Annotated in this window: 20 protein-coding genes and 2 pseudogenes; 5 read left to right on the top strand and 17 right to left on the bottom strand. The window is 64.4% G+C overall.

Translation table 11 applies throughout. The features are described 5' to 3' along the window. On the top strand, positions 1–674 hold a 674-nt coding region (locus MLGJGCBP_RS26830), incomplete at its 5' end, for an IS630 family transposase (RefSeq protein WP_442972126.1). A 284-nt stretch (positions 675–958) separates the two neighbouring features. On the opposite strand, the gene MLGJGCBP_RS26825 is transcribed toward MLGJGCBP_RS26830, so the two are convergent. The 5 genes and pseudogenes from MLGJGCBP_RS26825 to MLGJGCBP_RS26805 form a co-directional block, all read right to left on the bottom strand. Beyond that, positions 959–1714, bottom strand: coding sequence for an ABC transporter ATP-binding protein (locus MLGJGCBP_RS26825; protein WP_160099254.1), 756 nt, complete (start codon positions 1712–1714; stop codon positions 959–961). Continuing rightward, positions 1711–3579, bottom strand: a complete 1869-nt coding sequence (locus MLGJGCBP_RS26820) for a branched-chain amino acid ABC transporter ATP-binding protein/permease (protein WP_160099252.1) — start codon at positions 3577–3579, stop codon at positions 1711–1713. Before MLGJGCBP_RS26820 ends, MLGJGCBP_RS26825 begins: the two co-directional genes overlap by 4 nt. Next, complete coding sequence (locus tag MLGJGCBP_RS26815; protein WP_160099250.1) at positions 3576–4445, bottom strand: branched-chain amino acid ABC transporter permease; 870 nt, start codon at positions 4443–4445, stop codon at positions 3576–3578. Before MLGJGCBP_RS26815 ends, MLGJGCBP_RS26820 begins: the two co-directional genes overlap by 4 nt. Before the next feature lie 40 nt (positions 4446–4485). Then, positions 4486–5631, bottom strand: coding sequence for an amino acid ABC transporter substrate-binding protein (locus MLGJGCBP_RS26810; protein ID WP_160099248.1), 1146 nt, complete (start codon positions 5629–5631; stop codon positions 4486–4488). A 530-nt stretch (positions 5632–6161) separates the two neighbouring features. Further along, positions 6162–6478: pseudogene (locus MLGJGCBP_RS26805) on the bottom strand (IS1634 family transposase); the annotation flags it as partial. A 1220-nt stretch (positions 6479–7698) separates the two neighbouring features. Here MLGJGCBP_RS26805 and MLGJGCBP_RS26800 point away from each other — a divergent pair. Then, positions 7699–8391 (top strand): alpha/beta fold hydrolase, encoded by a 693-nt coding sequence (locus tag MLGJGCBP_RS26800; protein WP_160099246.1) that lies wholly within the window; start codon positions 7699–7701, stop codon positions 8389–8391. A gap of 65 nt (positions 8392–8456) precedes the next feature. Here MLGJGCBP_RS26800 and MLGJGCBP_RS26795 read toward each other — a convergent pair whose 3' ends face one another. From MLGJGCBP_RS26795 to MLGJGCBP_RS26750, 10 genes are all read right to left on the bottom strand, one after another. Further along, complete coding sequence (locus MLGJGCBP_RS26795; protein ID WP_160099244.1) at positions 8457–9596, bottom strand: hypothetical protein; 1140 nt, start codon at positions 9594–9596, stop codon at positions 8457–8459. A gap of 16 nt (positions 9597–9612) precedes the next feature. After that, positions 9613–9969 (bottom strand): hypothetical protein, encoded by a 357-nt coding sequence (locus MLGJGCBP_RS26790; protein ID WP_160099242.1) that lies wholly within the window; start codon positions 9967–9969, stop codon positions 9613–9615. Further along, positions 9966–10973 (bottom strand): phosphotransferase family protein, encoded by a 1008-nt coding sequence (locus MLGJGCBP_RS26785; protein ID WP_160099240.1) that lies wholly within the window; start codon positions 10971–10973, stop codon positions 9966–9968. The genes MLGJGCBP_RS26790 and MLGJGCBP_RS26785 overlap by 4 nt, the downstream gene beginning before the upstream one ends. After that, positions 10970–12172 carry an acetyl-CoA hydrolase/transferase family protein gene (locus MLGJGCBP_RS26780; RefSeq protein ID WP_160099238.1) on the bottom strand — a complete coding sequence of 401 codons (1203 nt, stop codon included), beginning with the start codon at positions 12170–12172 and terminating at the stop codon, positions 10970–10972. Before MLGJGCBP_RS26780 ends, MLGJGCBP_RS26785 begins: the two co-directional genes overlap by 4 nt. Continuing rightward, positions 12172–13047 (bottom strand): cyclase family protein, encoded by an 876-nt coding sequence (locus MLGJGCBP_RS26775; RefSeq protein WP_160099236.1) that lies wholly within the window; start codon positions 13045–13047, stop codon positions 12172–12174. The genes MLGJGCBP_RS26780 and MLGJGCBP_RS26775 overlap by 1 nt, the downstream gene beginning before the upstream one ends. Continuing rightward, on the bottom strand, positions 13044–14723 hold the full coding sequence (locus MLGJGCBP_RS26770) for a class I adenylate-forming enzyme family protein (protein ID WP_201453210.1): 1680 nt from the start codon (positions 14721–14723) through the stop codon (positions 13044–13046). The genes MLGJGCBP_RS26775 and MLGJGCBP_RS26770 overlap by 4 nt, the downstream gene beginning before the upstream one ends. Positions 14724–14888: 165 nt before the next feature. Next, positions 14889–15653, bottom strand: a complete 765-nt coding sequence (locus MLGJGCBP_RS26765; RefSeq protein ID WP_160099232.1) for a crotonase/enoyl-CoA hydratase family protein — start codon at positions 15651–15653, stop codon at positions 14889–14891. Between the two features lie 22 nt (positions 15654–15675). Continuing rightward, positions 15676–16050, bottom strand: coding sequence for a Zn-ribbon domain-containing OB-fold protein (locus tag MLGJGCBP_RS26760; protein WP_160099230.1), 375 nt, complete (start codon positions 16048–16050; stop codon positions 15676–15678). A 1-nt stretch (position 16051) separates the two neighbouring features. Continuing rightward, positions 16052–17203, bottom strand: a complete 1152-nt coding sequence (locus MLGJGCBP_RS26755) for a thiolase family protein (protein WP_160099228.1) — start codon at positions 17201–17203, stop codon at positions 16052–16054. 11 nt (positions 17204–17214) lie between these two features. After that, the gene (locus tag MLGJGCBP_RS26750; protein WP_236581394.1) at positions 17215–18546 is read right to left on the bottom strand and encodes a flavin-containing monooxygenase; all 1332 of its coding nucleotides are present in this window, start codon (positions 18544–18546) and stop codon (positions 17215–17217) included. 117 nt (positions 18547–18663) lie between these two features. On the opposite strand from MLGJGCBP_RS26750, the gene MLGJGCBP_RS26745 reads away from it, so the two are divergent. The 3 genes and pseudogenes from MLGJGCBP_RS26745 to MLGJGCBP_RS54375 all read left to right on the top strand — a co-directional run. Next, positions 18664–18873, top strand: coding sequence for a hypothetical protein (locus MLGJGCBP_RS26745; RefSeq protein WP_160099224.1), 210 nt, complete (start codon positions 18664–18666; stop codon positions 18871–18873). 124 nt (positions 18874–18997) lie between these two features. Next, the gene (locus tag MLGJGCBP_RS26740; RefSeq protein WP_160099222.1) at positions 18998–20167 is read left to right on the top strand and encodes a CaiB/BaiF CoA transferase family protein; all 1170 of its coding nucleotides are present in this window, start codon (positions 18998–19000) and stop codon (positions 20165–20167) included. 139 nt (positions 20168–20306) lie between these two features. Beyond that, a pseudogene (locus MLGJGCBP_RS54375) lies at positions 20307–22021 on the top strand (IS1634 family transposase); the annotation flags it as partial. 127 nt (positions 22022–22148) lie between these two features. Here the strand turns inward: MLGJGCBP_RS54375 and MLGJGCBP_RS26730 are convergent. Then, a complete protein-coding gene (locus MLGJGCBP_RS26730; RefSeq protein ID WP_160099220.1) occupies positions 22149–23321 on the bottom strand; it encodes a CaiB/BaiF CoA transferase family protein in 1173 nt (390 codons plus the stop codon). Continuing rightward, positions 23318–24148, bottom strand: coding sequence for an IclR family transcriptional regulator (locus MLGJGCBP_RS26725; RefSeq protein ID WP_160099218.1), 831 nt, complete (start codon positions 24146–24148; stop codon positions 23318–23320). The genes MLGJGCBP_RS26730 and MLGJGCBP_RS26725 overlap by 4 nt, the downstream gene beginning before the upstream one ends. Positions 24149–24749 lie beyond the last annotated feature (601 nt).

The following is a 24749-nucleotide window of genomic DNA, read 5'->3' as shown; positions in this document are numbered from 1 at the left end:
TCCTTCGAGCGGCCGCTCAGGTAGAGGTAGTTGTCGGCGTCGAGGCGTCCGAGGTCGCCGGTGTGCAGCCACCCGTCCGGGTCGACGAAGCAGTCCAGGTCGGGGTCGACGTACCCGCTCATCAGGCCGGGGCAGTTGCGCTCGATCGCACTCAACCAATCTTCCCAATGCTGCCAGGAACCCCGCAACGAGCCACTCACGACTACATCCGCAACGACACCTCGAGCTTGTACGCAGCTCTCGACATTGCCTCGGGCAAAGTGGTCGGATCACTCCATTCCGGTCACAGAGCAATCGAATTCATCGCGTTCTTGCGGAAGATCAATACCGAGGTGCCGAGCGATCTCGATGTTCACTTGATCATGGACAACGCGTCGACGCACAAGACGCCTGCGGTCAAGAAGTGGTTTCTCGCCCACCCTCGGTTCGTGGTCCATTTCACGCCGACCAGTTCTTCGTGGATGAACCTCGTCGAACGGTGGTTCGCTGAACTGACCACCAAGAAGCTTCAACGCTCCCCGCACCGCTCGGTCCGACAGCTCAACACCGATATTCGTGCGTGGATCGAGACCTGGAACGACAACCCCCGCCCATACGTCTGGACCAAGACCGCCGACCAGATCCTCGAATCGATCGCCCATTACTGCTCGCATATTGATGTCTCAGGACACTAGCCCGCCACGATCGATCGGCCACCGAGACGAACCTCGGCTATCCGGTTGACATACCGCACCGAAGTAGGCAGAGGCAAGCCGATCGGCGACCATGTCGAGATCGGCGCGGGTATCTGTGATTCTCCACGCCGCCGAAGGCCTGCTACCCGTTGCCACCGCCGGGCCGCCGTGTGAGGCGCCAGAGATCGGGTCACCGTGCCGCGAAGTGCGCTAGGTGCTGTTCTCGGCGGACGACCCCGACAGGGCGGAGCGCGGTGATCTACTGGTCGTGGTCGGGACCGCGCTCACGCACCGAGGTATGCGGCCACGATCGTTTCGCCCTTGAGCTCATTCGCTGAGCCGTCCAGCACGATTCGTCCCTGCCGCAGCACGTAGGCGCGCTGCACGACCTCCAGTGCCAGGGCGGCGTTTTGCTCGACCAGCACAACGCTCATCGTGCTGTTGGTGATCAGCTGCCGCAGGGCCTCGAACAACGACGCCACGATGGCCGGAGCGAGACCGGTTGACGGTTCATCTAGGAGCAGCAGCGACGGGTCCGTCATCAGTGCCCGCCCGAACGCCACCATCTGCTGTTCACCCCCGGATAGCGCACCGGCACGGCGATCGAGCATGCGGGCGAGGGTAGGGAACAGATCGAGCACCTGCGAGCGAAGCTCGGCTGCACGGGCGCGGGGTAACGCGTACCCGCCCATGGCGAGGTTTGCTTCCACAGACAGGTCACTGAACAGCTCACGCCCGCTGGGTACGTGGCCTACTCCGGCCCGTGTCAGCACGTGGTCCGGTTGACCGGTGACATCCTTGCCGAGCAGCATGACGGTTCCGTCCGTGGGGCGAATCGCGCCGGCGATGCTGCGCAGTAACGTGGTCTTGCCCGCGCCGTTCGCACCGAGGATTCCGACCACTTCATTTTTCGCGACCGTCAGCGACACTTCGTGCAGAACTCGTAACCTTCCGTAACCCGTCGTGAGGCCGTCGACGACGAGAATCTGGTCCTCGGGTCGGGAGGTGGCGGGTATCGCGTTGTCGGCGGGTGCGCTCATGCCTGTGTCTCCGTCTCGATCGAGATCCCGAGGTAGGCGCGGATAACCTCGGGATGGCGAAGGATCTCCGCAGGGGCGCCGGAGATGATGCGCGCACCCTGGTCTAGGACGACGATCTCATCGGTGAGGTCGACGATGGCCTTGATTACGTGCTCGATGCCCGCTATGGCTTCGACACCGAACGAAGGCATCGACCGGATGGCCTCCCGGACCCGTTCAAGCTCATCCTCAGACATGCCAGCCATGACCTCGTCGAGCAAGATCAGCTTGGGTTGCAAGGCGAGGGCACGCCCCAGCTCGACCATTCGACGGTGTCCGATAGGGAGGGTGTCCGAAGCTGAGAAGCAGATGTCTTCGAGCCCCAAGACCCGCACGACCCACTGGGTCTGCCCCACGGCCTGGTGACGGCGCCGGCCGCCCAGCGCCGCGATGAGGATGTTTTCCCACACTGTCAGCGACTCGAACGGCCGCGGGATCTGGTAGGTGCGGGCCATCCCTCGCCTCGCCAGACTCTGCGCGCTCAGTTTGCGGATGGGTATGCCGTCGAAGGTGATCGTGCCCGACGACGGCCGAACCACTCCGGCGATGGCATTGAACAGCGTGGTCTTACCGGCGCCGTTTGCACCGATGATGAAGACCGCACGTCCGCGCGGCACGTCGAAGTCCACACCACGTAGGGCATGCACACCGCCGAACTTGACGCCGACGTCGCGGCACGACAATAGCTCGCCGGTCTGTGCGCCGTTCATGGGTACATCACGGACATGCTCGAGCGAGGCCTCGAGATCGGACCGGTCGCGCAGCGAATGCGGCCCCTTGACGATCTCCCGGCGCAACCACCCGATCTTGTTGAACAGCGACACGATGCCCCCGGGCAGAAAAATGGTGATGAGGATGACCAGCACACCGAACAGGGCCAGCTGGTAGTCCGGCAAGCGGGTGGAGAGCTGCTCGTTGGCGATCGTCAGCACCGAGGCGCCGATTAGTGGCCCCCAGACCGTGCCGATGCCACCTGCGAGCACGAAGACAATGACCATCAGGTCGAGCGTGGGATCGAAGACGGTGGAGGAGTCGATGAACGCGCGATTGTAGGCGATGAACCCACCGACGATGGCCGGCATCACGGCGCTGAGCGCGAAAGCGATGACCTTCACCTGTGTGGTCCGGACCCCGACGGCCGCGGCGACCTCCTCGTCGTCCCGGATGGCCATAGCTCGCAGGCCGAAGTGCGAGCGAGCCATGAATGCGTTGGCGGCGAAAGCCAGGACAGCCACACCGGTGACCGCGAGAAGCACCTCTGTCTGCGCCAGCGCTCCGGGGACGACCAGTCCCGTCGAGCCGCCGGTGTAGGACCACTGGGAGCACAACAGCGACACGATGTAAGCCAGGCCGAACATGCCCAGTGCGAAGTAGATTCCGCGCAGGCGCAGCATGATCATCCCGACCGGGATCGCGATGATCGCCGACGCGACGCCCCCAAGGACCGCGGCGAGGTACCAGGGCGTGTCGGCATGGATGATGAGCTCGGCGGTAAACAATGCGCCGAAGCCAAAGAACACGACCTGGCCGAAGGAGATGTACCCAGTGAAGCCGCTGATGATGTTCCAGGAGTAGGCGAGCGCCACGAACATCGCGATATCGATGCCGAGTTGAACCTGTGAGCCGCCGCGCGCCCCGACGCTGAAAGCGAGGAATGCGGCAACGACGATTGCCAGCACGAGGATCTGCGTCGCGTCGTTGCGTCGCGACGGCAGCCTGACGCCTCGGTGATCGCGCGCGGTGATGATGCGTGACAGCAGAGAGCGTCGACCACCGGTCGGCTCCTGCCCGGCAGACGTGGGGTTTGGGGCGGTGAGGGTACTCATGCCGGCGCCGCCTTCCTGGTCAGCAGACCGTTGGGTAGGAATAACATCACGAGAATCAGGATTAGGTAGGGCGCGGCCTCCTGGATCACGGCGCCGAACTGGTAGCCCGAGAGGGTTTGCAAGATACCAACCAGGACCGCTCCGACCGCTGCGCCCGAGTAGTTTCCAAGTCCACCGAGCGCAACGACGACGAACGCCACGATGGTGAAATGTGTGGCCATCTGCGGTGCGATGGGCTGGGTGAGAACGAGCAGCATCCCTGCGGCGGCCGCGAGTGCCGCACCCATGCCGAACCCGATCAGGCGTAGGCGTCGGGGGTTGATCCCGCAGGCGCCTGCACCCAACGGGCTCTGCGCTGTGGCGAGCAGACTCATCCCGGTCCGCGTACGGTGCAGCCACACCGAGATCGCCAGCGTGAGTAGGGCGGCAAGGACGACCCCGATCAGAAGGGAGGCGGGAAACCGCAGGGCACCAACCTTTAACGATGACTGCAGGTAGGGGATCGTCTTGAAGTCCGAGCCCCACCCCCGCTGGCCGAGGTTGATCAAGATGTACGACAGCCCGAACGTCGCCATGAGGGTGAGCAGTTCGCCCTGCCGGCCGGTAACCGAGATGCGCTCGATGATCAGCCACTGCACCGCGGCCCCTACGACCGCCGCGGCGATCATGACGACTACCAGACCCAGGAACGGGTTCACGCCGACGTTGTAGAGGCTGTACACGCCCAAGCCGCCCAGCACCATAAAGGCACCGTGGGCGAGGTTGACGATACCCATTATCCCGAAGATGAGGTTAAGGCCTTGGGCCATCAACAGATAGAAGCCGCCGAGAAAGATTCCGTTCAGAATCACCTGGAGGTAGGTCATCGCACAAACTCCTTAAAGGTCTCGCCGTAGGTCGCCATCCTCAGTAGGGAAACTCGGCGGGCACGCTGGCGTCTGACTCCGGGTAGACGAGCGCATAGGTACCGTTTTGATATTGATTCAAGACCGCCTTGTAGCCGGTCTGAACCCCGTCGTCGTTGACCTTGTACGTCCCGAGGATGGTTTGATAACTGCCCGAGCGGAGCGCGTCGTTAAGCTTCTCGTGGTCGGTCGAACCGGCCTGCGTGATGGCCGCTGCCACCGCCTGCACGGTGGCGTAGGCCGATGCGCTCTGTTCGGTCGCGGGATGTCCGAACTTGGCCTGGAAAGCAGTAGCGAAGTCATCACTGCCCGGCACTTTCAGATCGGGCGCCCAGATTGAGTAGCCGATTGCTTTATTGGCCAGCGAACCAAGAGAATTGGTGAAAGCCGGATCCTCCGCCGTGGCCGAGGCGAGTATCTTGGGCCGGAAACCTTGCTGGTCGAGGGACCGGGTGATTCCGATGTTGTCCTGGATCGCCGAACACGAGATCACCACCTCGGGGTTGTTCGCCTTCACCTTCTGAGCGACAGACGAGAAGTCGCTGGTACTGGCCGCATATGTCACCCGCGACACCAGCGTGGATCCGGCGGCCGTGACGGCCTGTTGGGCCCCGTCGCAGATCTCGCTATATGCGTCGAGGTCGTTGTTGACCAGCGTGACCCGGGTGTATCCGGTAACCTTGGCGAACTGCGGCACCCCGGCGAGCACGACGCTACCCGGCGTAACCCCGGCCATCACACTGTACTTGGTATCCGCAAAGACGGCGGGAGACGATGTCAGGCTGTGCGCCATCGGGGTCGTGTACCGCTCCGCCAGCTGAGCGGCGGGGCCCGCGAGCGCGCTGCCGTATGGGCTCAGTAACACATCTGCCCGGTCCTGGGTAAGGAATTGCGTGTAGAGTCGGCCGACGGTCCCGGCGTCGCTCTGATCATCGTCCTGTTTCAACTCGAGTTGACGACCGAGCACCCCGCCGTTCTTGTTGATCTGCTCGACGGCGAGCGCGTAGCCGTTGGCGACGTTGGTGCCGCTAGAGGCATACTTCCCGGTCGAGGACACCGAAGTGCCGATGATGATGGGGCCGTCCGAGCTAGCCCCACCGCTTGATGAAGCCCCGTTGCTGCAGGCGGACAACATCGCTACAGCCATCCCAATGACTACTGTTGTCAACTTTCTCACGGCGATCGCCTCTCCTTCTATGACGCCCTACACGTACCAGTCGGCGTCCGCGCGACCAGTCTTGATGAGTGACGGTCCTCACGTCAAGTACATCTCTTCGATTTTTTGATATTTGGATTCGATATTTCGAATACCTTGAGGGTTTTGCATGCAAGCCATCAGAACTTAATTCTGTTCTCGCACTGGCATTATCATGGTTCTCTCCATGCCGAGCGCAGTCGGCCACTTACGCATACCTCGCGCGGAATGCAATCGCCGCGGGGCGCTCTTCCACGGCGCACTCGGCCCGGTCCAGCTGACCACCTGAAGGAATTTGCCAACCCCTCCTCGCACACTTTGCGACCGAGCACGACATAGACCACCACACCTTCCGGCGTGCTTCATCGCCGACCAAATTCATATTTCCCAACGGGACTCGACGCGAAGTCTCGGGCTACGGACTGGCGATCACTGCCACGTAGCCGTAGCGACGCGACCAGGGACTCCTGACTTGTACAGATTCAGTACCCCAATCGGCCGGGCGATAGATCCAGTGCGGTGAGGATGGATTCGGCATCGGCGGTGAGTGGATGGCGGCGGTGTGGGGTTTGCCGACGGTGGTCAGGGTGATCTCCCGCAGCGGGCGCATGATCTTCCCGATGCGCCCGATCGAGGCCCGGGTCTCGGTTTGCAGGTAGCGTGCGATCGCGAGTGCGGTGAACACGACGGTCAGGTGTGCTTCGATTGGGTCACGGGTGTGGTTGAACATCGGCCTCGCCCGCAGGTCGGTCTTCGACATCCGGAACGACTGCTCGACGTGCCGGAGGTCGTGATACTTCAAGGCTCAGTCCGCCGGTTTCTGCGGCGGACTCGAAACACTTCGTCACCACTCGATCCCGGTATCGATTGTGGCGCAACGTTTCAGTGCGTTGGCGTAGGTGTTGCGGTGGCGGGCGTCATGCCGATCTCGCCAACGACTCAGCTCGTGTCACTCATCGAGGTCGGCTCGACGAGCCGGCCGACGACCAACTGGAAGAACGCCTCGTCGTCGATCAAGGTGAAGGGCTGTAGAGGCGGCCTCACGTTCACCCGACGTGACGCACGTGATGGCGCTCATTGAAACTTTCGATGAGCCTCGTCAACCGTGACAGCGCTACCGCCGGAACCAATCTTCATTGACACTTCCTCGGTAGCTGTTTTTCAATGCATCGCTCGTGGCGCCCGGCAAGCGCTCCGTGACGAACGACTGTCGATGCGCTTCGTCGCAGCAGTTTCAGATCGACTGTCGCAAATCGCGTTGCGATGGGTTCACGTGTCTCATTCTTCTACGGATCGAGCAGCGCAAGATGCCAAATTGCGAATCCTTCTTCCGAATTAGGAATTTAGCTGGTGTCACCGAGCGCGTCAAGTGTCACCATCTTCCGGCCTGAACTCCCCCAAATTCCACGATTCCGTTTGATCTCGCGCAGACCCACACCCCCGCCCACGGGCGGACTGCCCGATCCGTGGATGCGACATCGGCGACCCTGCCGCGATGAGTGGTTCATTCGTCGAATGCGGCGCGTGTAGCAGACCAGGGATGACCGCGGTGCGAGGGAGTTGCACCAGCGAGGACTCCGGGACCGTGGACTCCGGGACCGTGGGCCGTGCCTGATCCACGCCGCCGCTGGGCTCACGCGGTGAGCGACTGCGCCTTTGCCGCCCTCGCCCTGGATCGATACCTTGACGAAGGCTCCAATCCACCTCGGCGGCCGCAATCGTCCGGCTATCCAGATTTCGGACGGCCCAAATAACCGGCTACAGGATGGTTCGGCAGAGTCAACGCGGGGGGTTGACGGGTACGTCCCGCGCAGCTTAGATCGTATTCGAGAAGCCGAGTTTCAATTCGAATTCTCGAAGTCGATCGACCGCATCGGTATACCTCGGGTGTCCAACACAGGGCGCAGGAGGTCGTCGCGGGGTTGACGGGTCGGGGCGAACCGAACGCCTCGATCACGAAGTAGCCATCTGCCGGGCGTTGGTGCGACTGCCCGGCTTAAGCGGACTGAGGTGAAATGTATGGCCAAGCCTGTGCTTCTCGTGCACGGTGCCTTCACCGGATCATGGGTGTGGGACAAAGTGGTTGCCGAACTGGAACAGCGCGGCATAAGGACAAAATCCGTGGATCTTCCGAGCCGCGGTCCGGGCGGAACGCTCGAGCGGGATGCCCAGGCAGTCCGCGATGCGTTGAAGGGTTTTGATGAACCGGCCGTCTTGGTCGGCCATTCGTACGGTGGTGCCGTGATTACCCGTGCTTCGGCAGACAACGACGGCGTGGCGCATCTCGTCTATGTGTGTGCGGCTCTGCCCCGGGCGGGCGAAGCCGTGAGCGACCTCCTGGGCCGCGACCCGGAGCCGCAGGGCGATCTCGGTGCCGCGCTCGAGCCGCGGGAGGACGGAACCGCCACGCTCAAGCGCGAGGCTGCACGGGAGTCCATGTTCAACGACGCCACCGATGAGCAAGTCGGGCCCATATTGGACAAGATGGGCCCACACGCGCTCGGCACGCTCGGTGAGGCTGCCACTGGGCTCGGTTGGCAGCAACACCCTGCCACCTACGTGATCACGCTGCAGGACAAGCAGTTCTCTGTCGCCTTGCAGCAGGAGTTCGCGAGTAATGTCGGCACTGTCGTCAAGGTGGACGCGGGGCACGGACCGATGTTCACGAAACCGGCGGAGATCGCCGAGGCGATCGCTGCAGCGGCGAGCTGATCCCACAGCGAAGGGCCGGGCCGGAATTTCTCCGGCTCGGCCCTTTTGACGCGGGATCAGCTGCCTCAAAGGAAGTCCCAGCCTTTCCGCTCGGACACGCACGCCTCGTATGCGACCGGATCGATGGTCTGGTATACGCCCAGGACACTGGTACCGTCGTCGCGGGTGACCCGGCAGAGGTGCTCATCGAGCCCTCGAATGCCAATGCGGGTTTCGGGCCGGGTGACGTCGAAGGTCTCCCCCTCAGTCATATCCGGGCCGTCATAACCGCCTTGATGGATATCGCCGCCGGGAGTCCCGCCGTACATGCCACACCTCAGAAAGGCGGTTTGCTGGCCGATCTTTTCGTAGTGCAGCTGGGTCTTCTCGCCGGTATCGAACTGGTAGTCCACGACGCCCTCGGTGAAGATCTGGGTGTCCGGCTCGAAGCGCAGCCGGCGGGTGGGCTTGAGGACCTTGGCGCAGCCTTTGCGGGCGTCGCCTAAGGGGTAATAGAGGCGGTCGCCCCAGATCGTCCAATCGGGGAAGGGGACGAAGGCGTTGCCGTTGGTACCGACGTGCAGGCCCGCGCCAAGTGACATGGCGGGACCGCCAACGCCGCGGCCAGTCCCCCAGTGCCGGTCCCTCGTCCCGGCAGAACCGGGTCCGAGGTCGAACCGTTCACCGTCGACCTCCACCCAGCCGGAGACCTCGCCAAAACTTTCGAAACCAGTTGTCACGTCGTTGCGACGGCCGGGCGGTATGCCCGCCGCGGAGTTGGACAGTGGTTCACGAAATATCTGCCGGGTGGTGTCTTGGAAGGTGAGGTCGTAACTGATGCCCCACTCGTTGGGCTCGAGGACGTAACGCCACTCGCGCAGGCCGCGCACGATCACCGGTGCGATTGGCCCAATCCGAAGTTCCGCCCGGTCGGCGCCGATGGTACGGAAGCTGCGGACTGTGGTGTGTCGTCCACGGACATTGACGATGGCGTAGGCCTCGGCACGGTCGAGATTGGGATAGAAGCTGCCGCCGGTGGCGACCAGGACATCGCCGGTGGTGTCGTGGGCGACCATCCAGTAGCGCTCGTACGCTCGGGGGTCGCCGGTCCACATGACGCGGACCGGGTCGGGGGTTTGGTGGATGAGGAAGTCATCGAGCGGGGAGAGTGGGAACTGCTCGGCGAAGTACTTGTCGCCCACTGTCAGGCCAGGGTGATCACTCATCTGCTCGTCATTTCTGTCAGGTCGGGTTGGTTGCGACGCGGTTGCGCAGGTGTGCGCCGATCTGGGCGCGGGCGGGACCAGCGGGAAGCTCGTGGATGCGGCTGGTCAGTTCACCGCGGAGCTTTTCGTTTCGGGCGATGGTCTCCGCCAAGTCACCCGGCTCGGGCTCGTCGGCGCCGAGGAGCACTGCAAGCCGGGCATTGTCGTCTCGGAGGAAAGGCATGGTGCGGGACCATGACTCGCCTACCCGATCGACCAGGCGCCGGGCGTTACGAACCAGTTCCCCGACGCTTAGCGGGGTCTCCGGGTCGTGCTCGACGAGGCGGAGCAGCCGGGCGGCGCCGGTGAGTTGTTCGTCGATCGTTGGTCTCATGCGGGTTCCTCCAGTACGGCGTCGAGCAGGGTGGTGAGGACACGGCGGGTGGGCCGGTAGGGCTCCTCCGCGCGTCCGTCGAGAAACGCGCGCAATCCGCTGACTTGCATGACAGCTGTTTTGAAGGCCGAGAACGCGATCCACCAGGCCAAGGCGGCCCGGTCGACGGTGACCCCGCTTTCGCGCTCGTAATAATTCACGAGATCCTCTGCTTCCCAAGACCTGTCGATGGTGTGCTCGGAGGCGCGCAGCGGCTGGGTGACCCAGCCGAGGTCCTCGAGCGGATCCCCGAGGTGGGCCAGTTCCCAGTCCAGCAGCGCGGTGACGTGTTTGTCTGCGAGCAGGAGGTTGCCCGGCTTGAAGTCGGCGTGGACCAGCACGGTCCGGCTCGACGTCGGGGCGCGTTCGCCGAGGATCGCCACCGCGTACTCCAACTCTGGCCAGGGCTCGAGCTGGTCCTGCCGGAGGATTGCAGTCCACTGGTCGAGTTCGGCGCGGGCGGCATGCCGCCCAGGGTCGACGAGCACGTCACCGAGACCTAGTGTGTGCCAGTCAACGGCGTGCACCTCAGCGAGGAGCGCACAGAATCGTCGAGCCAGGGAGATCCGTTCGGCGAGCGGCAGGGCAGAGTTGCGAAGCACACGGTAGTCGCAGGTGCCTGGTAGTCGCCGCATGATCAGCGAGGGGCGGCCTAGGGCGCGGCCGTCGGCGTCGAGCCAGCGGACGACGGGCGTGGGCAGGCCGCTCTTCTCCAGTGCCTGCAGAACCGCGAACTCCGTCGCGCGGTTGGTGTCGATCAGTCCCCCCTCGGGGTCCGTGCGCAGGATCAACGACTCACGGTGCTCGGCCCCGTCGGAACCGTCGAATACCAGGTCGAAGAGCCAGTTGTCACGGGAGCGACCACTGCCTGCCCGAGTCAGGTGCGTGATTCGCCCATTGTGCGCGTCCGGATGCGCGGCAAGGAACCGCCCCAGCCGCGTGGCGACCTCGGTCTCTTCTGTCATTGGTTCAGTCCTTCCCGAAGTGGGCCGCGATGCTCCGGTGCAGCGATCGTGATCATCAGTTCGGCTCGTTCCTGTAGGCCTCGGCCGCGCAGGTCGGCCACGCCGTGTTCGGTAACCACGAAATCGACGTTCGATCGAGCCGTGGTCACTGTCGGTGGCTCCAATCGGGTCACGATGCGGGAGTGCCGGCCTGCGGTGGCCGGCAATGCCACGATCGACCGACCGTCCGGGCAGCGCTGCGCAGCGCGCAAGTATTCGGCCTGACCACCGATCCCGCCGATGTATCCGGTGGGGATCTCTTCGGCGTTGACCTGGCCGGATAGGTCGACCTGCAGCGCCGAGTTCACCGCGACGAACCGATCGATGGTGCCTGCCGCGCCCGGGCCCACGACTTCGCGGACCGGTCGGACCTGCACGGGCGAGACGGACACGTACTTGTACAGCTCTGGCGACCCCGCCGCCTCGCTGATCACCACAGACCCTGACGCGGAACGCAATGCCCCGGCGTTGGCGAGATCGAGCAACCAGTCTCCGGCCAGGGTGGAGCGGATCGCGAGACCTCGATGTTCGGTCAATCCGCTCCCGATTGCCGACGGCACCGCCCCGATCCCGAGCTGGAGTGTGGCGCCGTCGGATATCAGATCGAGGACGTGTGTGGCGATTCGGCGGTGCACCTCACCGATAGTGGGCGGTGGGAGGGTCGGCAGTGGCCGGGAAGTCCGAATGGTGGCGGCGAATGTCGAATGATGCAGCGCCGGAGCGGAGGTGACCGGGAGTTGCTCGTTCACCTCCGCAATGACAACCCGGGAGCGGCCAATGAGCTCGTAGGTGTGGTCAACGGCCATCCCGAGGCTGTGATATCCCTGCGCGTCGGGTGTCGTGACTTGCATCAGGAGCACCATCTCCTGCCCACGGTGCGGCAGAACCCGGGATAAGTCGTCGAAGTGAGTGGGAATGACATTGAGCCGGGCATTATTCGGTGGGTGGGCCAGCGGGCCCAGGGCCCCGAACGATAGCAACGGCAGCGACGATGACCGGGTCAGTGCCTGGCTGTGCGACAGCCCGACGAACACCTGCACCCCGGTCGGAGCCGCGGTCAGCAGCTGCTCCAGAAGGGGGGTGGGTTCACCGACTCCCTGCGCTACGACGACGAGGTCCCCCGGCCGCAGCAGTGATGTCCAGTCCCCTCCCGCCGGCATCACAGCACAGCCACCGGAGTCACTGGGCTCCCAGTGGAACCCACCAGAGGCAGCGGAGCGAACAACAGCAGGAAGGTGGAGCGCTTGGCTTCGGCCAGCGTATCCGCCAGCGCGGCCAGGCTGAGGTTCTCGATCAGCGGCACCCCATGCCGATGGAGTAGGACAAGGTGGGCGGGGAATCCGGGCTCGGCGGTCTGCCGCTCTACCGCGTAGTTGTCCGCTCCGACCAGCGCGACGTCTCGTGCGGCGAGCCAGGTTGCCGCCTCCGCGGTGATTCCGGGCTCGTCAGCGAAGTAGTCGGCAGCCGTCCCGTGCGACTCCCACCAGCCCGTCCGGATTAACACGGCATCTCCGGGCTCGGGGGTGACTCCCGCCTCCGCGATCCCGCGCTCCAGGTCCGCAGCCTCCACCGGGCTTCGCGACGGCAGCGGGCCACCGGTAGTGGCGACCATGTCGACGAGCACTCCACGTGTGACGACGGGGACCAGATGCTCCGCCCCGCAGCGCTGGGCACCGCGGGTGGTCCGGGTCGAGCTCTCGGGATGACCATTGAACAGATGCTCGCCGGACCAGGCGTGAGACAGCGCATCAACGTGCGTGCCACTGTGCGTAGGTAATTGCACGGTGTCCTCGGCGAATTTGAACCCGCCGGGGGCGCGGGCGCCGAGAGCGTAGTCCCCGGCGTCCCGATTCATGAACCGGACGGGTCCGGGCCGGTGCCCCGGGGACGGGGTGTGTGGCCCCAACGGTTGAGCCAAAGACAACGTACGCCCGGACCGAACCAGTCCCGCCGCTCGCCGCGTGACTTCGGGGGTGACGAGGTTCAACGCCCCAGCCTGATCCTGCTCACCCCAACGGCCCCAGTTCCCGATCATGAGCTGCCAGCCCTCTCCGCCGCCAGCGCGGCGTCGACCAACACGACGGCATCCGGCTTCAGCAGCCGACGGGCAATCTTGCCGGTGTCCGTTCGCGGCAACTCGGTCACGAAGGAGATCAGCCAGGGAACCTTGTAGCCAGCGATCCGCTCCTTGCAGTAGCGGGTCAGCTCCTCTGGTGTGATCCGGTCCGAGCATGGGATCACAAAGGCGATCGCCACCTCGTCCTTCGACGGATGCGGGGCTCCCACAACCAATACCTCACGCACATCGGGATGCTCGGCAAGGAAGCTCTCCACCTCCGCGGGCGAGACATTGATCCCCGAGACCTTGATCATGTCGGTTGCCCTGTCGACAAAGGACACGGTGCCGTCCGGATGGAGCACTAGCCGGTCACCGGTCCGGAACCATCCGTCGCTTGTGAAGGCGGCGGAATTAGCTGCGTCGTCGTTGAGGTAACCGGGGGTGATGCGGCCACGTACCTGCGCCTCGCCTGCCTGGCCGACGGGAAGAACGGCTCCCGTCTCTTCGTCCACCAAGCGGATCGCGACGCCGGGCAGCGGATGCCCCTGAGTGGCCATTCGATCGGCCAGAGGCATCCGGTGATCGGTGACGCAACAGTTGCCATAGGTCTCGGTGGAGCCGTAGATGTTGCAAATCTCCCCCACCCCCAACTCGACCACTGCGCGCTGCACGGTATCGGGACGCCCGATGGTGAGCCCGGTACGCAGAGAACCAATTCCCCGCATCTGCTCTGCACACTGCGTGGCAAGGACGTCGATCATCGCGGGGAGAAGATATGCTGCGGTGACATTCTCGCGTTGCATCACATCCACGGCCTGACCCGGAGTGAACTGTTCCTGCAGCACGAGACAGGCCCGGTGAGTCATCGTGGCCAGGGCCGCGTTGGCGCAGCCGTAGCTCCAGAACAGCGGTGATCCAAGCCATACGCGATCCTGCTCGCCCAGTCCCATCCGCTCACCGATGTGAAATGCATTCACCACGAGGTCGCGGTGACTGAGTGGCACAGCCTTGGGCGTACTCGTAGAGCCAGAGGTGTATAGGACGTACGCCACCCGCTCGCCCCGACCGGACGGTTCCTTGATCGGATTCCCGGTGGCGTGCTGATCGGTGAGATCGGCCCACGAACTCGTGGCAGCCGGGTAGTCCTCGCCGATCACCAGTACGTGCCGTAGGTTCGGGAATCGGTTGCTGCGCAACGGCCCTCGGTCATCGAGCTCGGGAACCAACGCGCGAAGCTGGGCCACCAGGTCCGTGCCCCGCACTCGGTCCACCATCACGAGGACCGACGCTCCGGAGGACCGCAGCAGAAAGTCGAGGTCATAGGCCTTGGCCCAGGTGTTGAATGCGTCCACCCGGGCGCCGCAACGCATCGCACCGAAGGCCACCGGAATCCATTCGGGAATATTGGGTGCCATCAGAGCGACGGTGTCGTCCTCCCGTATTCCGAGACTGTGCAGAACCCGGGCGGCGACCTGGCTCTGCGCGGCGAGCTCCGCGTACGTCAGCCGTGTCGTCTCGGAGACGAGTGCGTCGCCGGCGGGCGTGGCAGCAGCGCAGGCGTCGAGCAGTTCGGGCAGAGTCCGGGCAGTCGGCGGTGGCACGAGGAGTTCCTCGGCCGGGGAGCCCTGCTCCCACACGGTGGTTTCTGACACGGTATTGCGTCTCCTCATGTACATGCCTCTAGGCGTCAACTACATCCGAGATGTTTTCAATATTGCGAATTTCGATTCTACATATCGAATCTAGTCAAGTGCTTGTACACCGGCAAGTGGAAGTGGTCCCATTGCATCCGGTGGAACGAGGCCAGGCGCCGGGCGTCAGCGGCCGGTCCACTTCGGCTCGCGCTTCTCGGCGAAGGCGCGCGCGCCCTCCTTCGCATCGTCGGAGGCGAGAACGGTGGAGGTGATCTCGTCTTGCCGGGCGAAGCTCTCCTCGGTGGACCAGTCGCGCTGCTGGAGGATGACTTGCTTGCTCGCGGCGACGGACAGTGGCGCGTTATCGATGATCCTGCGCGCGAGCCGGGTGGCTTCGGCGAGCGCGCCGCCGGGCTCGGTGACCCGGTTGACCAGACCATGAGCGTGCAGGCATCGTGCATCGACGGGATCCCCGGTCAGGGCCATCTCCATCGCGACGCGCTGCGGAATCAAGCGCGGCAGGCGAATCAAGCCGCCGGCCGCGGCCGCAAGGCCGCGCCTGGCCTCGGGCAGACCGAAGACCGCGTCCCGCGCGGCGACGACGAGGTCACAGGCGAGGGCGGCCTCGAAACCGCCGGCGAGGGCGTACCCTTCGACGGCGGCGATCAGCGGTTTGTCCGTTGGCGTGCGGGCGATACCCATCAGTCCGCGGTGTTTGACCCGGGTACTCTCGCCGCGCAGGAACGCCTTGAGATCCATTCCGGAACAAAAGGTGCCGCCGGCGCCGGTGAGGATGCCGACTCTGAGATCCGCCCGGGCGTCGAGCTCATCGACAGCCGCGCACACTCCGTAGGACACGGCGCTGTCGATGGCGTTACGGACCTCCGGTCGATTGATGGTGATAATCATCAATCGATCGTCGACCTGGACGAGTACGGGGTCGGTCATTGTGGGGCTCCCTCTGTCGTACTCAAGTGGCGGCAGTAAAGACGGGCACAGGCAGCTCATCTGCGGACGTCTTGAAGCCGAGGTGAACGGGGAGACCGATGCGGAGCGGGATGTTGTCGGTGAGACGGCCGAGCACCCGAACACCCTCCTCCATGTCCACGGTGACCAGGGTGTAGGGGACCTGGTCGCGAACATTGGAAGTGAAGGCGTGGTGGCTGATCGTCCACGAATGAACCGTGCCGTGCCCGGTCGCCGTTACGTGTTCCACGGCGAAGGAGTGGCAGGTGGGGCAGAGCATCTGCGGGTAGTGGCGAATGCGCCCGCAGTCCATACACTTCTGGAGGACCAGCCGGCCCTTGGCGGCCCCGGCCCAGTAGGCGTCGGACAGTTCGGCCATGTCAAGCCCCTTCCATGATCGCTACGGCGCCGTCGCCCATGTCGCCGTAGCCGGTGACCAGACCGACCCGGGCACCGTCGACCTGAGCGGCGCCGCCGTCACCGCGTAATTGCCGGACGAGCTCGACGATGTGATTCATTCCCAGCATGTGCCCCTGAGACAGGAGCCCGCCGTGGGTGTTGGTGGGCAGTGCCCCGCCGAGACGGAGCCGGCCGTCCTCGACGAATTTTCCGCCGTCGCCCTTGGCGCAGAAGCCGAGGTCCTCGAGCTGGCAGAGCACGACCCAGGTGAAGCAGTCGTAGATCTCGGCAACATCGATGCTCGCGTGGGAGATGCCCGCCATCGAGAAGGCGATTGGCGCGGCCTTGGCGACACCGACGGTGGTCAGGTCGGAACGTTGGGTGATGGCGCTGGGCGAATCGGGGTGACCCATCGCCACCCCGCGCAGGACGACGGGGCGGTGCCGTAGGTCCCGCGCACGTTCGGGAGTGGTGACGACGTACGCGGCGCCGCCATCGCTTTCCAGGCTGCAATCCAGCAGTCTGAACGGATCGGTGATCATCCGCGAGTTCTGGTGGTCCTCGACGGTGATGGGTGTGCGCATCACGGCGTGTTCGTTGAGTACCGCGTGTGAACGTACCGCGACGGCGATCTCGGCAAGCTGGCGGCTGGTGGTGCCGTAGAGCTCCATATGTCGACGGGCCATCGGGGCGTAGAGCTGGGCGGGGGCGATCGCGCCGACGGGCCGCTCGAACTCGGTGATGTAGTGAAACTGGGGCATCTGGTGGATACGCACCCCGGCCCGGGCCCCACTGCTGACGTTGCGCCCGGACGGGACGAGAACAGTGGTGCAGATTCCTGCTGCGATGGCGGCCGCAGCCATCTGGATCGCCCCGACCGCACTGGCTCCGCCGTGCGGAACCAGCCCGGAGAATCGAAGGTCGGTAAGGCCGAGGTTGTGAATGTACTCCTCTGCCGGGGCACCAGTGATTCCGATCGGGATCACCCCGTCGACGTCCCGAGGCCGCAGCCCGGCGTCTTCGATCGCGAGCAGTGAGGCCCTCAGCTGCAGCTCCAGTGCGCTCTCCGTGGCCGAACGAGAGTACGGGGTCTCGCCGATGCCAGCGATGGCCGCGGCGCCGTTGAGTGTCATTGTGGTCTCTCCTATTTGGGGTTGCTGTCAGCGGTCCCCGTCGCTGCGCCGCCGAGGACCTTCCCGATTTGACGTCGGTAGCGCACAGGATCGAGTTCCAAGCCGTAGCGGGCGCTGCCCGGAAAGTGTTCGGCCAGGAAGCGCTCTTCGCGGGCGATGTCGCGGTGCATCCCGGCGCTGTCCGGAAGGGCGGCGTCACCACGCAGTGCGGCGGTCATAAGCCGAGACTGGACGTCCATCATCGAGATGTTGGCGCCGCCGGAGACATTGAAGAACCCAATGAAGTACATTCCCGGCCAGTCTGGATGCACGACCCGCTTGTAAGCCTTGATCTGGTGTTCGACGATCGGGGAGACCTTCTTCGATAGAAAGGGCAGGTCGACCTCGTATCCGGTGGCCGCAATAATCGTGTCGACCTCGGCGCTGGTGCCGTCGACGAACGTGACGGTGTGCCCGTCGATTCGCTCCACTCCCGGACGAACGTCGATGCGCCCGTAGGACACATGCGCCATATACGTGGCACTGCTGGCAGGGTGCGTGCGGGTTGCCGGGGTCCGAAACCCCCATTGTTCCGGGCGTCCGTGATACACCCGGCTGATCCAACGCATTGCTTGCCGTTGCACCACCCACGGAAGCCAGCGTCTGTTGATCTTTGCCAGCACCCGCGCCGCGGGAAGCCCCAGGATCATCCGCGGCATGATCAGAAGCGGAGAGCGCGCCGAGCTGAGTGTGTGCGCCGCGAACGGCACCAGGTCCGAGGCGATGTCGAGCCCGCTATTTCCCGCCCCGACTACCAGCACCCGGTGCCCGGCGAAGGGCGCAGGTTCTCGATAGGAGTTGGAATGCAGGTATCGGCCGGTGAAATCGGTGGCCCATGGGGGGTGGGCAGGCAGGCCCTGATGCCCACTGGCAACCACGACGACATCGAATGTCTCCTCGCTGCCTTCCTCGGTTCGCACGATCCAGCCGGCACCTGGCTCTCCGTTGACCGGTTCGACCGCGCTCACTCGGCTGCGAAAGCGGATGCGCGCACCGATACCGAAATGATCGGCAACCGACTCCAAATATGACCGTACGTGCTGATGAGCGGGGAACAGAGGCGTGTCGTCCGGGAACGGAAAGCCCTCGAAGGACGTGCTCCGTGGCTCCGAATTGATGTGCAACGAGGAGTAGGCGACGCTGAGCCCATTGTCGTTGTCGTAAACCCAGAGCCCACCCACGTACGATCCGGCCTCGAACACTATGACCTCGTGTCCGTCTGCCAACAGATGACGGGCCGCACTCAGGCCTGCCGCCCCGGCCCCGATCACCGCGCAACGCCTCTTCTCAGACACTGTGCACATCCGAATGGTCGGCACTGCCAAGCGGCAAGGGAATGATAGTCATCAACCGATCTCCTCCACGGACAGCTAGAATTCAGAATCTCGAATCTACTTTCCTAACTTCGATAAGTTAAGCGGATGAAGCGCCCTACGGTCAAGATGTACGACGCGGCCGATATCCGTCAGCAGGAACGAGGCGCCGAACTGTCCGGATTCTGGACCTACACCAGACCCGTTGCGCTGCTGTCGATCCGCTTCACGGAAAGCAGCTGGGACCGCTCCTATCGCCGGCGCTGCCGCAGGAGGGTGCTGCGTCTGCAGTGGCACCCCCGATGGGGTCGTACTTGACCTGACACCCAGCCTGGGGTTACACATTCTCGAATAGCAATTCTGTTTACCGAAGAGATGACGAGGTAGCCGAATGATGTCGCCAGATCCGCACTCGCACCGCCCCGACGCACGGTTGGGGCCGTTGAGCGGTATCCGTGTCGTTGAGAACGCTTCGATCGTCCTCGGACCGCTCACCTGTCAGTATTTGGCGGCGATGGGTGCGGATGTGATCAAGATCGAGCCCCCCTCCGGTGATATGACCCGCCGCATCGGCCCGCGCCGTGCCGAGGGCATGGGGGCGCTGTTCATGACCAACAACAGGAATAAGCGCAGCGTTGTTCTCGATCTGAAGAGCCCCGACGGGCAAGAGGCCCTGCGCCGGATCGTGGACACAGCCGATGTCTTCGTGCACTCGGTCCGGACGGCCGCCGCCCGCCGGATCGGCCTTGTCTACGAGGAGCTTTCGGCACGAAATCCGGGCCTGGTGTTCTGCCATGTTGCTGGATTTTCCGATGGCGGTCCCTACGGACCCAATCCTGCTTACGACGACATCGTCCAGGCCCTCAGCGGATTGGCGATGCTCCAGCGGGTGGTCACCGGCGAACCGCGATACGTCCCCTCGATCCTGGCGGACAAGATCACCGCTGTCCATGCGGCCTTCGCCATCAGCAGCGCCCTTCTCGAACGCTCACGCACCGGGCTCGGGCAGGCCGTAGACGTCACGATGCTCGAGACGATGACCGCGTTCGTCAGTGCCGAGCACCTGTGGGGTCACGCATTCAACCCGCCGCTCGGACCGATGGGCTATGAGCCGGTCGTTACGGCTGCCCGCCGCCCATTCCAGACCGTGGACGGCTATCTCGCTCTCATGCCTTATTCGGACGCACAGTGGATCCGCTTTTTCGAGATCGTCGAACGCTACGACGTCCTTGCCGACGCGCGCTATACCACTCTCGCCGGCCGTCAGGAGAACGTCGCGCTGGTATGGAACGAGCTCGGCATTGAGGTAGCGAAGCGGACCACCGCCGAGTGGAGCGAAATCCTCGAGAAAGAGGACATCCCGTACGCGCAGGTCAATTCGCTCGAGGATCTGCTCGACGATCCCCACTTGGAGGCCATCGGGTTCTGGCGGATGATCAGCGATCCGGACGGGGGGCAGCTGCGTGTCCCCGGTGACGGAACTGCCTTCTCCCGTAGCGTGAGCCCAGCGCCGGCACCACCGCCACACCTCGGAGCTCACACCCGCGAGGTACTCAGCGAGGTCGGGTTGAGCCCCGATGAGATCGCCGAACTAGCGAGCTCCGGCGCGTAGGGCACCTAGACCGAAGTTTGGACGAACCTGGGTGCCGGGTGCGCCTTTGATCTGCCCTCTTCTCGGTTTGCGAGCTGTCGGGTGTAGTCAGAGTATTGGGTGTGTCGTGATACACGACGAATGCGACTGCATGCAGGTCATGACAAAGCGTCACGACGCGGTCTATGTGGTCAGAGCGCGGAAGTCGCACGTGGACTACGAGTCCGCCGATCTGCGGCGGACCTTCCGCGAAGTTGCCCGGGTCCGCAACGAGACGGTGGCGAACCTGTCCACGCCGCCCGCCCACGTGATCGACTGGTTCGAGGCCGGGTTGAAGTGACAGACGCTGGTGCCGGCCGCCACGACGGCCAGGGTGCCGCACGGACACGTCGCCGCGGTGTGGGCGATGGCGCACCGGTGGGGTTGCCCGCACTGCTCAGCCCGGCCGGCCGGTTGCGGGTCTGACGATTGCACTGCCCCTCGCCCGGGCGGTGGCCAGCCTCGAAGCTGGCCACCGCCTTCTGGTGGGCCGACACCACCCTCGGGGTGGACCTGGGCGTCGCCCACGCATCCACCGACGAGATCTACGCGACGATGGACTGGCTTGTCGGTCGGCAGGACACGATCGAAAAACGGCTCGCAGGAATGCATCTCGACCATTGGTGAATCCATCGCGGATCGTGATGTTCGACCTGTCCTCCTCCTGGGCGATCGGCCGGCACTGCGACCTGGCCGCCCGTGGCTACTCCCGCGACGGGAAGAAGGGCTGCGAGCAGATCGAATACGGGCTGCTCACCGACTGAGGGTCGTCCGGTCGCGGTGCGGGATTTCCCGGAAAACACCGCCGACCCGGCCGTCTTCACGCACGCCGTGACCGCAATTAGAAGGCACTTTCGGACTCGAGAACTGCTGATGGCCGGCGACCGCGGGATGGTCACCTCCGCCCGCGTTACAGCCCTCAACGAACTCGGCGGGGCTGACCGCACTGCGGCCCCGCAGGTCGCCTCGCTCGCCGCCGACGACGGGTCGCTGCAGATGAGCCTGTTCGACATCCGGAACTACGTCGAGATCAAGCACCCCGACTACCCCCGGGAACGGTTAACTGTCGGCCGCAACCCGGCTCTAGCCGATGAACGCCCGCAAACGCGGCGAGCTGCTCGACGCCACCGAGGCGGAACTGGGCAAGATCGTTCGCCGCGGTATCCGGGGCCGAGGCCGGGAAGATCGACCTACGGGTCGGCCGGGTGCCGGGAAATACAGGGTGGGCAAACACTTCCACGTCCGAATCACCGACACGTCACTGACGGTGACCCGTGACCGGGACCGGATCGACGCCGAGGACGCCCTCGACGGGATCTGCACCCTGCGCACCACCGCCAGCGCCGACGAGCTCGACACCGCCACCGTGATCGTCGCCTACAAGCACGTCTCCCGCATCGAAGGCTACTTCCGGTCCCCCAAGGCCATCGACCTGGACCTGGACCTGGACCTGGACCTGCGCCCCATCTACCACCGCCTCACCGGCCAGGTCACGGCGCACGTACTGATCTGCATGCTCGCCACCTACCTACCTCACCTCGCACCTGCGCAAGGCCTGGGCGCCGTTGACCTACGAACACCCGCCGCACCAGTAAGGATCCCGTTGCACCGGCGGCCCGCCCGGCCGCCGCCGAGACCAAGGCGACCCGCAAGATCACCACCGACTGTGACCTGCCGGTCCGATCCCGCCAAGGGCTGCTGGCCCACCTGGTCACCTTGACACACAACGACCCGCGCTACGGCGCCGCCGGACCGATCGTGGCGACCCTCGCCGTCACCACCGCCACCCAACGACGCGCCTTCGAACTCGTCGACACCACCATCCCCCTGACCGTCAATTGGCTAGAACAATCACAACCGAAAGCAGCGAACCCCCAGCTCAACTGGGGGTTCGTTCGTCCTCATGGCCGTAACTTCGGCCTCGACATCTGACCGGACTGCGTCGGCCGAGCACTTGATGGGCTCAGCCTACGGCGCCCGCCATCCGAAGTTCCTCTATCCGCTCTGCGGGAAGACCGAGTTCGGTGAGAATCTCGTCGGAGTGCTCGCCGACGCCGGCTGCGGGCCGGGCGACGGAGCCGGGTGTCCGGGAAAACCGCGGCGCCGGTGCGGGTTGCACCACGCCGTCCACGGTCACAAATGCCTTCCTGTGGACGTTGTGTGGATGGCTCGGCGCCTCACTCATCCGTAGAACCGGCGCGAAGCAAGCATCCGTACCTTCCAGCAAACGGCACCATTCGTCACGCGTTCGGGTACGGAAGATCTCGGTAAAACGACGGGATGCCTCCGGCCATCCCTCCGGGTCCCACTGCTGGGGTAGGCCGGAGTCCGTCAGGCCGACCCGGTTCAACAGCTCGACGTAGAACTGGGGTTCCATCGCCGCGATCGCGACGTGTTCACCGTCGGCGGTCTCGTAGACGTCATAGAAGTGCGAGCCGCCGTCGTTGGGATTGGACTCGCGTTCCTCGACCCACGCACCGCGGCCAAACAGCTCATACATCATCGTCATTTGATAGGCAGCGCCGTCGATCATTGCGGCGTCGACCACCTGGCCGCGCCCGGAGCGCATTGCTTCCATAAGTCCGGCCAGGAGCCCGGAGACCATGAGCATGCCGCCGCCACCGAAGTCTCCCACGAGGTTCAGTGGGGGTGACGGTGGCAGGGCCCGGCGTCCCAGCGGAGCCAAAGCGCCTGCCAGCGCGATGTAGTTGAGGTCGTGCCCTGCGACGGTCGCGTAAGGCCCTTCCTGACCCCATCCGGTCACGCGACCATAGACCAGTCGCGGGTTTCGTCCGAGGCACTCCTCAGGGCCGAGCCCGAGCCGCTCCATGGTGCCGGGCCGGAAGCCCTCGATCAGAGCGTCAGCGCCCTCGACGAGCTCGAGCGCGGTGGCGAGTCCGTCGGTGTGTTTGAGGTTCAGCGCGATCGATCGGCGGCCGCGGCCGAGGATGCCGTCGGTCATCGAGGACATCCCACCGTCTTGGCTTGGTCCGTGTGGCGCTGGCCGGTCGATACGCACGACGTCCGCACCGAGGTCGCTCAGCATCATGGCACTGAACGGGGCAGGCCCGACGCCTGCGAACTCCAGCACCTTGACCCCATGGAGGGGTCCTGCGGCGGCCGCACGCGATGTCACTGTCCAGTGTCTCCGGTCTCGGGTCCGCTCAACGGGTCGGCATGGTGGACTCGGCCGAGGTCCCGCTCCACCAGCACCGCGGTGGCGGCCGCCGACTCGATGAGCGCCCGCTCTGCCTCCGCGTCAATACTATTGCTGAGCGTGGAAAGGTGGATCGCCGCGACCACCGTGCTGTGATCAGCTCGGATGGGTACAGCAATCCCCACGACGCCAATGATCGCCTCTTCACGACTGACAGCGAAGTCTTGCTCGGCGATGCGGTCCAGTTCTCGCTCGAGTTCCGCGTCCTCGACCAGGGTGTGCTTGGTCAACTGCTGCCGGTCGCCGGCGAAAAGCCGGCGGCGCAACTGCCGGTCATTCGCGGCGAACAGCTTGCCCACGGCCGTCGCGTGCAGGTATAGGGACTGACCGAGCCGGATGTCTACCGTGACCGGTCGCGAGCCCTGGAACCGGTCGACGTAGGCGACCCTGCGGCCGAAGGGAACAGCCAGATAGACGTCGTATCCGGTTTGTCGGGCCAGCTCGCCCAGGTGCCGGCGACTGATTGCCCGCACCTCCAGTCCGTCGACGATCCGGATACCGAGCCGGATAGCGCGCGGGCCCAGCGAGTACCGCAGATCCTCTCGGACCGCGGCGACGTCGGTCGCCACCATCCGCTTCAGCAGGTTGTGGCTGCTGCTCATCGGTAGGTCGAGTCGTTTGCTGATCTCGGTGACAGTCATCCCGTCGGGACGACTTACCAAGAGTTCGAGGACGTCGAACGTCCGCGAATATCTGTCATTGCTGCCCATCAGCACCACCGAATCGGCTGTTTCGTTTTGCCGCACAGATTCCTTTTGCCGCACAGGCCGATGGTAGCTCGCCTATTCCGAAATTGGGAAATGATTTCGGGATACGAGCGGCCTCGACCCGGAGGGCCGGAGACTTCAGGTCAGCCGACAAGGTGACCGTCAATGACCCTTGACACACGAGGCACAATCTTCTTAGATTCGAGATGCGGAATCCATTTTCGAGAAAGGCGGTCCGCCTCTTGATGACCCCAGACACTGACCGACCGCCCGCCACAACCAAGCGGGGCGCGCATCTCGCTCACTCCCCCAGCAGATGGACTCTCACATCAAGGTTTTCGTGAGTGTGCGAGGTGCTGGGTTGCTCGAACCACGAAATGACCGGCACGCTCTCGCCATACTTCGCCAGCGCCCCTCGCTTCGGGCAATCCATCTAGTCCGTCGCGGTTTTCACCTACGCTGGAACGACCCGACGCCTGGTCGCCGAACGCATGCGCGGACGACGAATACACGATCGAACGGCTGCACGGCACGAAAGGGCCCGCTGTAATCGACACGCTGTGGGGCTGAGCCGGTAAGGCCCGCGATCCTCGTAGAGGAGGCCATGCGCGCCAGTAGGTAATTGCAGTGCGGTGCCGTC

The organism is Rhodococcus sp. T7 (assembly GCF_009872365.1).
Lineage (GTDB): Bacteria > Actinomycetota > Actinomycetes > Mycobacteriales > Mycobacteriaceae > Rhodococcus_F.
The sequence above is the reverse complement of the archived record's forward strand: the minus strand, read 5'-3'. Positions and strand labels throughout refer to the sequence as shown.